Source organism: Martelella sp. UBA3392 (assembly GCF_002358775.1).
GTDB classification, from domain to species: Bacteria; Pseudomonadota; Alphaproteobacteria; order Rhizobiales; family Rhizobiaceae; genus Martelella; species Martelella mediterranea.
Genome location: NZ_DEPM01000282.1, coordinates 1 through 11486, shown reverse-complemented (window position 1 = coordinate 11486; position 11486 = coordinate 1). Strand labels below are relative to the sequence as shown.

General features: G+C 60.8%; 9 protein-coding genes. 7 read left to right on the top strand and 2 right to left on the bottom strand.

Going from position 1 to position 11486, the window contains the following annotated elements:
• Positions 1 to 49: 49 nt before the first annotated feature.
• Entirely contained in the window at positions 50 to 1066 is a 1017-nt protein-coding gene (locus B4E36_RS21680) for a LacI family DNA-binding transcriptional regulator (RefSeq protein WP_345900816.1), read from the bottom strand.
• A 130-nt stretch (positions 1067 to 1196) separates the two neighbouring features.
• Here B4E36_RS21680 and B4E36_RS21675 point away from each other — a divergent pair, with 130 nt between their 5' ends.
• From B4E36_RS21675 to B4E36_RS21650, 6 genes are all read left to right on the top strand, one after another.
• Positions 1197 to 3527 (top strand): family 78 glycoside hydrolase catalytic domain, encoded by a 2331-nt coding sequence (locus B4E36_RS21675; protein WP_414673809.1) that lies wholly within the window; start codon positions 1197 to 1199, stop codon positions 3525 to 3527.
• 85 nt (positions 3528 to 3612) lie between these two features.
• Complete coding sequence (locus B4E36_RS21670) at positions 3613 to 4863, top strand: ABC transporter substrate-binding protein (RefSeq protein ID WP_414673811.1); 1251 nt, start codon at positions 3613 to 3615, stop codon at positions 4861 to 4863.
• Between the two features lie 115 nt (positions 4864 to 4978).
• Entirely contained in the window at positions 4979 to 5839 is an 861-nt protein-coding gene (locus tag B4E36_RS21665) for a sugar ABC transporter permease (protein ID WP_345900815.1), read from the top strand.
• Between the two features lie 29 nt (positions 5840 to 5868).
• On the top strand, positions 5869 to 6675 hold the full coding sequence (locus B4E36_RS21660) for a carbohydrate ABC transporter permease (protein WP_414673810.1): 807 nt from the start codon (positions 5869 to 5871) through the stop codon (positions 6673 to 6675).
• A gap of 3 nt (positions 6676 to 6678) precedes the next feature.
• Positions 6679 to 7686, top strand: a complete 1008-nt coding sequence (locus B4E36_RS21655) for a sn-glycerol-3-phosphate ABC transporter ATP-binding protein UgpC (RefSeq protein ID WP_345900814.1) — start codon at positions 6679 to 6681, stop codon at positions 7684 to 7686.
• Between the two features lie 613 nt (positions 7687 to 8299).
• The gene (locus B4E36_RS21650; protein ID WP_292059904.1) at positions 8300 to 8959 is read left to right on the top strand and encodes a uracil-DNA glycosylase family protein; all 660 of its coding nucleotides are present in this window, start codon (positions 8300 to 8302) and stop codon (positions 8957 to 8959) included.
• A gap of 224 nt (positions 8960 to 9183) precedes the next feature.
• Here B4E36_RS21650 and B4E36_RS21645 read toward each other — a convergent pair whose 3' ends face one another.
• Entirely contained in the window at positions 9184 to 10659 is a 1476-nt protein-coding gene (locus B4E36_RS21645) for a protein adenylyltransferase SelO (protein ID WP_292059902.1), read from the bottom strand.
• Between the two features lie 167 nt (positions 10660 to 10826).
• On the opposite strand from B4E36_RS21645, the gene B4E36_RS21640 reads away from it, so the two are divergent.
• The coding region (locus tag B4E36_RS21640) for a nitronate monooxygenase (RefSeq protein ID WP_345900813.1) at positions 10827 to 11486 on the top strand (660 nt) is incomplete at its 3' end.

The following is an 11486-nucleotide window of genomic DNA, read 5'->3' as shown; positions in this document are numbered from 1 at the left end:
ACACCACTCCATGGGACACGATCGGCCGGCGGAGGTGGATTGAGAAAGCTTAGAAGCTCGAGCGCAGAATGAGTTCGGGCTCTACGAGCTCGTGCCGCGTCGTCGTTCTGCCTGTCATCCGGGTCAGAAGCTGGTCGGCGGCGATCATGCCGAGTTCCTGCGGCTTCTGGTCGATGCTTGAAAGCTCAATGAGCGGCAGCGCCGATGTCGTGGTGTTGTCGTAGCTGACAATGCCGAGGTCGCCTGGCACCTTCAGACCCTTCTTGCGCGCAAGATTGATCAGTGGCACGCCGTGTATGTCGCTCCAGCAGAAGAAGGCTTCAGGCAGGTCGGCGCGCTGCAGCAGTTCTTCGATCTGCGGCAGCATGTCCTTCGGGTGTTCGGCGATCCGGATCAGACGCGCGCGGTGCTTGAGCCCGGCCTCGGCCATCGCAGCCCTGTAGCCCTTTTCGCGTTCGTACCAGACTTCGCCGTCCTTGGGTCTGCTGTAGATCAGGCAGAGCATCGCGATGTCGCGATAGCCCTTTTCAACGAGCGCTCTGGTAGCAAGACGGGCGCCATTGAAATCATCGCTGTTGACGGTGTCGAAGGCGGTGGCGCTGCATTCATGATGGCCGATGACGGCGATCGGCACCTGGGTGGCGAAGTGATTGAGCGCCTCGCCGCCGATGCGCGGCGCAATCAGCAGCAGTCCGTCGATGCGCATGTCGATCATCGAGTCGATCAGCGCACTTTCAACATGGGTGCGCGCCTCACCGACAGCGATCAAGGTTTTGTAGCCGGCTTCGCCCATGGCGCGCTTGAAACCGTCGACCAGGGCCGGCAGAAACGGATTGTCCATTCCCACAAGCAGGACGCCAACAGAGAAGGTCCGCCCGCGCATACCGCGTGCGGCCGTGCTCGGTCGATAGCCGAGCTTTTCGATCGACCGCAGGACCTTCTCGCGCAGGGAATCGCTGACGCCATAGGCGTTGCGGAGCACTTTCGAGACGGCAGCGACGGAGACGCCGGCATCTGCCGCAACCGTGCGGATCGTAACGCGGTTTGCGCGGACCTGCTTGTCCATGGAATCCCTTCTCAAAATCAGTTGTGGGAAAATAGACCGGAAGGGCCTTGCAAAGCAAACCGCTTTGTAGAACAGTATACGTATAACGGTCTACAAAATCAGCGATAGGCCTTTGTGAGGGAGGAGAGACATGAATATTGCAACCAGAGCCCGCTCGGACGCTGGCCGTGTCGTGCGGCCGTGGAAGGCGCAGATGATCGCGCCCGGCGTCGATCGGGGCGAAGGCACAAGGCAGAGTTTCGTCTCAACCACCTTTGCGGTTTCCGCCGGTCAGAGGCCAGAATTGTTCATCTCGGCGCTCGGTCTCTACCGCGCATTCATCAATGGCGAACGTGTCGGCGAGGACCTGCTGACGCCGGGCTGGACCTGCTACGACGACCGCATTGCCTATCAGCGCTACGACGTGTCCGGGCTTGTGCAGGTCGGAGACAATCGCATCGAGATATGGCTCGGTGACGGCTGGTATCGCTCGCAGATGATGTGGAAGCACCAGATGATCCTGAATTGCTGGGGAGAGCGGATCGCGGCGATCGCCGAAATCGTCGATGGTTCGGACGTCATCGTGAAAACCGGTGCGGACTGGAAGAGCGGGCTTTTGCCCATAACCCGTTCGGGCATCTATTACGGCGAGGATTATGATGCGCGCCTCGATACCCTGGAAGAGACGGGCGGGGTCGACCTGCTGGATTTCGACAGCGAGACGCTGGTTGCGCACGAAACCACGCCGGTGCGGGAGCTTCAGCCCAACCGCCCGGTGGAAAGCTGGCGGGATGAGGACGGCTGCAGCATCTATGATTTCGGGCAGAATGCCGGCGGCTATGTGCGCATCACCCTGCGCGGCAGATCCGGCGCCTCGGCCTATGTCGATCATGCCGAAGTGCTTGGCCCCGGCAAAACCTTCGACAAGCGCAATTACCGCAGTGCTCGTGCCGCCATGCGCTATACGCTGAAAGGCGATGGCACCGAGACCTATGCGCCATTCTTCACCTTCACCGGCTTTCGCTTTGCCCGGGTCGCGATTGAGGGCGAGGCCGAGATTGTCGCCATCGAGCAGGTGCCGATTTCCTCCATCAGAGAGGTTGCCGGCGGTTTTGAATGCGGGGAGCCGGCGGTCAACCGGCTGGTGCTCAATACACTCTGGTCGCAGCGTTCCAATTTCATCGAGGTGCCGACCGATTGCCCGCAGCGCGACGAACGGCTCGGCTGGACCGGCGATGCGCAGGTGTTTGCAGGAACCGCCTGCTGGCTTGGCAACAGTCGGACCTTTCTTCAGAAATATCTGCGCGATGTCATGCATGACCAGCGGGAAAACGGCGCCGTGCCGCATTTTTCGCCCGATCCGACCCGGCTCCACCGTGACATCTTTCCCGGCGATTGGGCAGGATCCACGGGCTGGGGCGATGCGATCGTCACCATTCCCTACCAGCTCTATCTGCATTACGGCGATCGAAGCGTGCTTGAAGAATGCTATCCGGCAATGCTGCGCTGGCTCGACCATCTCTGGTCGATCTCGGATGGCCCCATCATCCGGCCGCATTCCGAGTGGGGCGCCTCCGGTTTCACTTTCGGAGACTGGCTGCAGCCGGTTGGCGATAACCGCAAGCCGCGCCCGACGATCGCCGATGATTGCGCGGCGACGCTCTACCACTTCATCTCGACAGACATGACCGCGAAGATCGCAGCGATCCTGGGCGACAATGAGAGCGGCGCGCGCCTTGCGAGGCGAGCCGACAGCATCCGCGAGGCTTTCGTGCATGAATATTTCAGCCGTTCCGGCCGCCTCGCCCACAATGACCAGACGTCCTACGCGCTTGCCTTTCTCCATGGCCTCGTTCCGGAAGAGCACTTCGAGGCCGCGAAAGCCTATTTCCGCCGCGTGATTGAAGATGCGGACTATCTGATCGGAACCGGTTTCATCGGAACGCCCGCGCTCCTGCCGGCGCTGACCATGCTCGAGATGAATGATCTGGCGGAAAAAGTGTTCCTCAACCGCAAGGTTCCGGGCTGGCTCTATCAGGTCGATCGCGGCGCGACCACGATATGGGAGCGATGGGACGCCATCGGCGAGGACGGCACGATCTACGATCCGGACATGAACAGCTACAACCACTACGCCTATGGCGCTGTTTGCCAATGGCTGTTCGAGGATGTGGCGGGTGTGAAGCCCGTTGCCGAAGCGCCCGGATTTGCGCGGGTTCATCTCAACCCGGCTGTCCTGCCGGCACTCGGTCATGCCGACATGTGGCATGACACCGGTCATGGCCGCATTGAGGCCGGCTGGCGCATCGAAGGCGGCCGCGCATTCTATACGGTTACCCTTCCCGAAGGCGTCGAGGCCGCGTTCTCGACTGCGGGACGGACCAATCTCGAAATCAACGGAGAGCCCGCCGGAACCGGCACAGCGGCGATCGCCCTTGCTTCCGGCCGGCACACCATCGGTTTCGACATCAGCGGGCAATAATGGCCCCGTGTTTTTACGCCCGGCAGAGGAGGCCGGGCAATTGGGAGGAGAAGTCATGAGAATGAAATTTTTCGCCACGACCGCAATGGCGGTCTGCATTGCAGGCACGGGCGGAAACGCCTTTGCCGAAGAGCTCACCCTGCTTGTCGACAACAGCTCCGATACGGTGGCCATCGCCGAGGCACTGACGGCCGCTTACTCGGAAATGCACCCCGATGTGACGTTTACGGTCGAAACGCGTCCCGGCGGCAGCGAGGGGGACAACATCGTCAAGACCCGGCTTGCGACGGGCGAGATGACCGATGTGTTTCTCTATAATTCCGGATCGCTTCTTCAGGCCCTTCGGCCCGCGCGCACGCTCGAACCATTGAACGACTTGCCGAACATGGAAAACGTGCTCGAGAGCTTCACCAGCACTGTTTCCGACGACAAGGGCGATATCTACGGCGTCCCGGTGCAGCCGGCCATGGGCGGCGGGATCTTCTATCACATCCCCACATATGACGAACTCGGGCTGGAAATCCCGAAGACCTGGGAAGCGTTCATGGAAAACAACGCGATCATCGCGGAGAAAACCGACAAGGCCCCGATCATCCAGACCTATCGCAATACCTGGACGTCGCAGCTCTTCGTTCTAGCCGACTATTACAATGTTCAGATCGCAGAGCCCGGTTTCGCCGAGAAATATACCGCCAACGAAGCGAAATATGCCGATACGCCGGAGGCCAGAAAAGGGTTCGAGCGGCTGCAATCGGCCTATGAAGCGGGCTATTTCAACGAGGATTTCGGAGCCGCTACCTATAATGACGGCCTGCGCATGGTGGCCAGCGGTGAAGGCGTGCACTACCCGATGTTGACCTTCGCAATCGGCGCCATCAAGCAGAACCATCCGGAACTTCTGAAGGATGTCGGCTTCTTTGCCCAGCCCGGCGACGACGCCGAGAACAACGGCCTGACGGTGTGGATGCCGGCGGCCTATTACCTTCCGAAAGGCGGAGACCATACGGAAACCGCCAAGGATTTTCTGAACTTCGTTGCAACGCCGGAAGCCTGCGACGTGATGACCGATGCGATCGGCGCTTCCGGTCCATACCTGATCAAGGGCTGCACGCTGCCCGACAGTGTGCCGCCGTCGGTTGCTGACATGCTGCCCTATTTCCAGGAGGACGGCAGAACAGCACCGGCACTGGAATTCCTGTCGCCGGTCAAGGGACCTGGGCTTGAGCAGATCACCGTCGAGGTCGGGTCGGGCATTCGTGATGCCCAAAGCGCTGCCGCGCTTTATGACCGGGATGTCGAAAAGCAGGCCAAGCAGCTTCGCCTGCCGAACTGGTAGGACGGCCCGCTGGAGACATCCGGCCCCTTGGAAGCATGACGGTTGAGACCGGGTCGCCCCTGGACATGCGATCCGGTCCACCGGCTTTTCGTTCCTGCATCGGAGTCCGTCAGAAATGCAGATGAAATCACCCTATCCCTACTGGTTCATCGCGCCGGCTGCCGTCGTGTTCACGACGCTGTTTCTGGTGCCGACGGCGGCCTCGTTCTGGTTCAGCCTCACCAACTGGGATTTGTTCGGCTTCCAGTTCATCGGTTTCGAGAACTTCGTCGACTTCTTCCGCGAGCCCTTTCTCATCAAGGGCATGACCAACACGATCATGTTCGCTCTGTTGACCTCGGCGGCCAAGACCGTGCTGGGGCTGTTGATCGCCGTGCTGTTGACATCGGGCCTCTTCGGGCAGGGCCTTTTGCGCTCGATCGTATTCTTCCCGGTTCTGGTGTCGACGATCGGCGTCGGTATCCTGTTTACCGAGTTGATGCACCCGACCAAAGGTGCCATCAATATCGCGCTCGCCTTTTTCGGCATCGACGGGCCGGGCTGGCTCACCAATCCGAAGCTTGCATTGTTCTCCGTCGCGCTTGTCGATATCTGGCGTGGGGTGGGGCTTGCAACGCTGATCTATATTGCCGGACTCGCTGCCATCGGCCAGGAATATTACGAGGCGGCGCGCATCGATGGCGCCTCGCACTTCCAGCTTTTCTGGCGCGTCACCGTGCCGCTGGTGCGCCCGGCAACGACCACGGTGATCATTCTCTCGCTGATCGGCGGTCTGAGGCTCTTCGACCTCATATGGGCGATGACGCGCGGCGGTCCCGGCTTTTCGTCCGACGTGCTCGCCTCGGTCATCTACAAGCAGTATCAGGCCGGTTTCTACGGCCTGTCCACGGCAGGCAACGTTATTCTGTTCCTGCTGATTGCCTGCATCATCGCCCCGCTTGCCTGGTGGTTCAACAGACGGGAGCTGGACCTTTGAGCCTGAAAACAAGACGACAACGCAAGCTCATTCATGGCGTCATCGCGCTGGCGACCGCCTTCGTCATCTTCGTCATCCCCTTCATCTTCGTGCTGATCAACGCAGCCAAGTCGCCGGGGGAATCGGCAAGTCCGAGCTTTACACTGCCCACCGAATGGCATCTCTGGCAAAACCTCCTCGCCGTCATCGAAGCGCGCGACTACATGTTGCTGCTTGCCTATTTCAACTCGACGGTGATCACGGTCGGCGCGATTGCCCTTCTGGTCGTCTTCGGCGCCATGGTCGGCTATGTGTTGCAGCGTCGGCCGTCCAGGTTCAACCGTGTAATTTACGGTTTCGTGCTGGCCGGCCTGATGATCCCGCCCGCCGTGGTGCCGACGATCTGGGTGCTGCAGGGGCTCGGCCTGTTCAAGACACTGCACGGAATGATCCTGATCCAGTTCTCCTACGGGCTGTCATTCACCGTATTGCTTTACCGTGCCTTTATCGCGTCCATCCCGCGCGACCTCGACGAAGCCGCGCTGATCGACGGGGCAAAGCCGTGGCAGATCTTCTTCAAGGTGGTGCTGCCGCTTTTGAAGCCGGTGACGGTGACGGTCATCGTCGTCCAGTCGATCTCCATCTTCAACGACTTCACCCATCCGCTCTACTACCTGCCAGGCAGCGAAAACGTGACGGTGCAGATCACGCTCTACAATTTCCAGAGCCAGTTTGTCAGCCAGATGAACCTCCTCTTCATGAACATCCTTCTGGTGACGATCCCGCCGCTCATCGTCTTCATCTTCTTCAACCGACAGATCGTCGCCGGCATGACGTCGGGCGCTGTAAAAGGATAGATCATGGCCGATGTTCTTTTGAAAAAGGTTCGCAAGTCATTTGGTGCGCTCGAGGTCATCCAGGGGATCGACCTCGAAATCGAGGCCGGCGAGTTCTGTGTGTTTGTCGGGCCTTCGGGCTGCGGCAAGTCGACCCTGCTCAGGATGATCGCCGGGCTGGAGGAAGTGTCTTCCGGCACAATCGAGATTGCCGGCAAGGATGTCACCTATGAAGAACCGTCCAAACGCGGCATCGCCATGGTGTTCCAGTCCTATGCGCTCTACCCGCATCTGACGGTCGGCGAAAATATCGGCTTTGGCCTGTCGCTGGCGCGCGTGCCCAAAGCCGAGATCAAGGCACGGGTCGAAGAGGTGGCGAAGGTGCTGCAGCTCGAGGCGCTGCTGGATCGCAAGCCAAAGGCGCTGTCCGGCGGCCAGCGTCAACGCGTGGCGATCGGCCGCGCCATCATCCGCGATCCGCATGTGTTCCTGTTTGACGAGCCGCTGTCCAATCTCGATGCGGCGCTTCGCGCACAGATGCGCATCGAGCTGACGGATTTGCATGAAAAGCTCGGCAACACGATGATCTATGTGACCCACGACCAAGTGGAGGCCATGACGATGGCCGACCGCATCGTCGTCCTGAACGGCGGCCGGATCGAGCAGGTCGGCACGCCGATGGAGCTTTACGAAAAGCCGGCAACGCCTTTCGTCGCCGGCTTCATCGGCTCGCCGAAGATGAACCTCTATGAGGGTGAGATCGCGCGAAAGATGGGCTGCGCCACCTATGGCATCCGGCCCGAACATGTGCTGGTCGATGATGCCGAAGGCACGTGGAAGGGGACAGTGCGGCATGTCGAACGGCTCGGCGCCGATACGATCGTTCATATCGAGGCCGCGGACCTCGGCCCGCTCGTGGCCCGGACCTCTGGTGAGCGCAGTTTTGCCAACGGCCAGAGCGTTTATGCCAGTCCGATGGACGGTAAAGCCTTCCGCTACAGCGAAAACGCCCGCGCCTGTCTTGGTGAATGACGGGTCCGATCAATATGAACGGTGTTGCGGCACAGCTATTGGGCGACACCAATTGACCTGCTCGCATGGCATTGGGCTTTCCGAGGAACGCGCTCGGTGTCATGGCGGTGATTTCCGGTCACGTTCGCGATTTTCGCTGTACGTACACGGCATGACTTCTCCTTTTGGCGCAAAGGCGACGAGAGTTCACTACAAACGATGGCCGCTTTCCGGAACGACAAAAGACGGCGTGTATGACCGGTAAGCGGGCGCTTTGCTTTCGACCAGTCCTTCGCGCTTTGTATGGCTAGAGCCGTTCAGGCTTAAATGGAATCCGTTCTGTTTGCCCAAACCGGTCATTCCACGCGAAGAAGTCCGCGCGGCATAGCCATAGCTATGTCGAAGGGCTTCGACAAAGTGGATGGCCGGTTTCGGCAAACCCGAAGGGCGGCATGAATTTGCGCCATTACCGGCGGTCTTCGGCTCGGACATAGTTACGGCTATGCCCTGCGCCAAAGCCCTTGGTCCTGGCGCAAATTCCTTGCCGCAGAACGCTTCCATTTAAGCCTGAACGGCTCTAGGCCCGGTATCAGCCCTTTCCTGGCGTCCATGTATGTTGCAACATGAAATCATGATGACGACATCCAGCGGGACCACAGTGACGACAGATTTTAGAAACCGGATTGAAGCGGCTTATCAGCGAAGCGGAAACGCCTTTGGTTGGCGCTTCCTGTACAGCCCTGAGCGAACCTTGGGCGGAGCCCGAGTAGCCTTCATAGGTTTAAACCCAGGCGGATCGTCCGAGGATGATGCGCATGGTCGCTACGCGATGGAGAGCGGAAGCGCCTACAGTAATGAGAGTTGGGCGGGCTGTGCGCCGGGCGAAAGCAGGCTGCAGAGACAGGTTCTAGCTCTGTTCGAGAAACTCGATATCAAGCCGGAACATGTCTTGGCGGGAAACCTTGTCCCGTTTCGCTCGCCAGACTGGCGGAGCCTTAAAGACCGGGAGGCATCGGTACAATTCGGAATGGAACTCTGGGCGGAGGTACTGCGCACGGCGAAACCGTCCTTGGTCATCACGATGGGTTCACAAGCCACCAGAATTGTGGCCGATCTTCTCGGCGTCGAGGGGCTTGCAAAGCAACGTATCGGTTGGGGCCGGGTGGCGGGGTATTGGGCACAATCTGACGGTGGCCGGTTGATCGGATTGCCTCACCTCTCCCGCTTTGGCGTCATCACAAGACCTCAGAGCTCAGAGGCCTTGGAGGAACTGCTCTCACTCTCGAAGCATTGATCAACGCTTCCCCTCTTCCTCCTCGACGTCGGCACAAATCGTCTCTGTGCGACAGACCGTGAACCCGGGAAAGCTGCTGGACTGGTAACGGGACGGTCAAGCAGGATCTTAAACGACCAATTTGGGGGACACCTTGAGGACCGGCAGAAACGGGGCCGATCGCCGCCATTGAAAGAGCCGCTTCTCGGTCCGCCGAATAGGATTGCGTCGCTCGCGCGCCGCGCTTACGTGCCGCAGAAGGTTCGGTACGCCGTCTCGGGCAGCGGTGGAAGGCCGGCATAATCGGTGAACTTTGCCTGATCCTCGAAGGGCGTGGCCAGTGCTTCATTCAGGCGTTCGAAGGGTGCAAGGTCGCCGGCCATCGCGGCGGCAAGGGCTTCCTCGACAAGATGATTGCGCGGGATGATCGCCGGGTTGACCGTATCCATCGCAGCGCGACGTTCAATCGGCTTTCCCGGTTCGGCCGCGAGGCGCTGACGCCAGCGCGCCGCCCAGCCGTCATAGGCGGATGGATCGGCAAAGAGACCGCGCAGCGCCTCATCTGCCTGCTCGCTTTCCGCCGCTTTGCCGAGATTGCGGAAGGTCAGGGTGAAGTCCGCATTCTGCCGTGCCATGCGCCCGAGAAGATCCTCGATCAACGCGGCGTCTTCCGTCTGCGGTAACTGCAAACCGATCTTCGCGCGAAAGCCGTCGACATAAGCGGTGTTGAAAGCGTCCGCAAAGCCGGAGAGGATGTCCTGTGCGGCTTCAATGGCCTTGTCTTCATCTGGATCGAGATGGGGAAGCAGACATTCCGCCAGACGAAAGAGGTTCCAGTGCGCGATGCCGGGCTGGTTGGCGTAGGCGTAGCGCCCGTTGCGGTCGATCGAGGAGAAGACGGTCGCGGGATCGTAAGCGTCGAGGAAGGCACATGGGCCGTAGTCGATCGTTTCCCCGGCGATCGACATATTGTCGGTGTTCATGACGCCGTGCACGAAGCCGATCTGCATCCAGCGTGCGACGAGTTCCGCCTGGCGGGCGCAGACACCCTGGAGAAGAGCGCGGTAGGGATTGGAAGCGCCCGCGGCCTCGGGGTAATGCCTGTCGATCACATGGTCGGCGAGTTGGCGAACCGCGGCGTCGTCGCCCCGTGCCGCAAAGAACTGGAACGTGCCGACGCGGATATGGCTGGAGGCGACGCGCGTAAGGACCGCGCCCGGCAGGGCCGTTTCCCGATAGACGGGTTCTCCCGTTGCGACCGCGGCCAGTGCCCGCGTGGTCGGAACTCCGAGCGCGGCCATGGCCTCGCTCACGAGATACTCGCGCAGGACCGGGCCGAGCGCTGCCCGTCCGTCGCCGTTGCGCGAGAAGAGGGTGGGGCCGGCCCCCTTCAGTTGAATGTCGCGACGCCGACCCTGTCGGTCGACGACCTCGCCGAGGAGGATGGCGCGCCCATCGCCGAGTTGCGGCACGAAGTTTCCGAATTGATGTCCGGCGTAAGCGGCCGCGATCGGCTCGGCGCCCGCTGGGAGCCGGTTGCCGGCGAAGATTTCAGCCCCGTCAGCATTGTCGAACGCATCCGCGTCAAGCCCGAGCTCCTCGGCGAGCCGTTGGTTCAATTTCAGGAGATCCGGTGCGGCGACGGGTGATGGCACGGTTGGCCGGTGGAAGGCGGCGCCGAGACGCGCGTAGCTGTTGTCGAAGTCGAAATGTACCGTCATTTTCTCCGCATCGCTTCCGTCGTGCCGCTTGGCCGCTGGTTCTCGACCATTCTGCACTTAGGTGGCGCTGAAGATGTCGGATTTCCAGGGCAATGCCTGACAGACGATCAGGGAATTTATGCTGACATGATCGGTATGTATGCGGAACGGTGAAAGGAGATGGCGAAATGCTTGAAGGGCTCGGAATGACGCTGCCAATCATTCAGGCGCCAATGGCCGGCGTCTCGACCCCGGCGCTGGCGGCGGCGGTCTCAAACGCCGGCGGGCTCGGCTCGATCGGCATTGGCGCGAGTGACGCCGCCGGTGCCCGCGCGATGATCGACGAAACCTTCGCGCAGACGGACCGGCCTTTCAACGTCAACGTCTTTGTGCATGGCCCCGCCGTGCAGGACCCGGAGCGGGAGGCGGCATGGCTGGCGGCACTGAGACCGGCCTTCGCCGAATTCGGCGCCGCGCCGCCGTCCGACCTGCGCGTCATCTACAAGAGCTTTTCCGATGACCCGGAGATGCTGTCTCTTCTGGTCGAGAAAAAGCCGGCAGTCGTCAGCTTTCATTTTGGCCTGCCGCCGGCTGAAACGATCGCTGCCCTGAAGAACGCCGGTATCCGGCTTCTTGCAACGGCGACGAGCCTTGCCGAGGCCGAAGCCGTCGAGGCCGCCGGGATCGATGCCGTTATCGCGCAGGGGATCGAAGCCGGCGGGCATCGTGGCGTGTTCGATCCGCTGGCCGCCGATGATGGTCTTGGCACATTTGCGCTGACGCGGCTTCTGGCAAGGAAGACCGGCATTCCCGTCATTGCGGCGGGCGGGATCATGGATGGCGCGGGC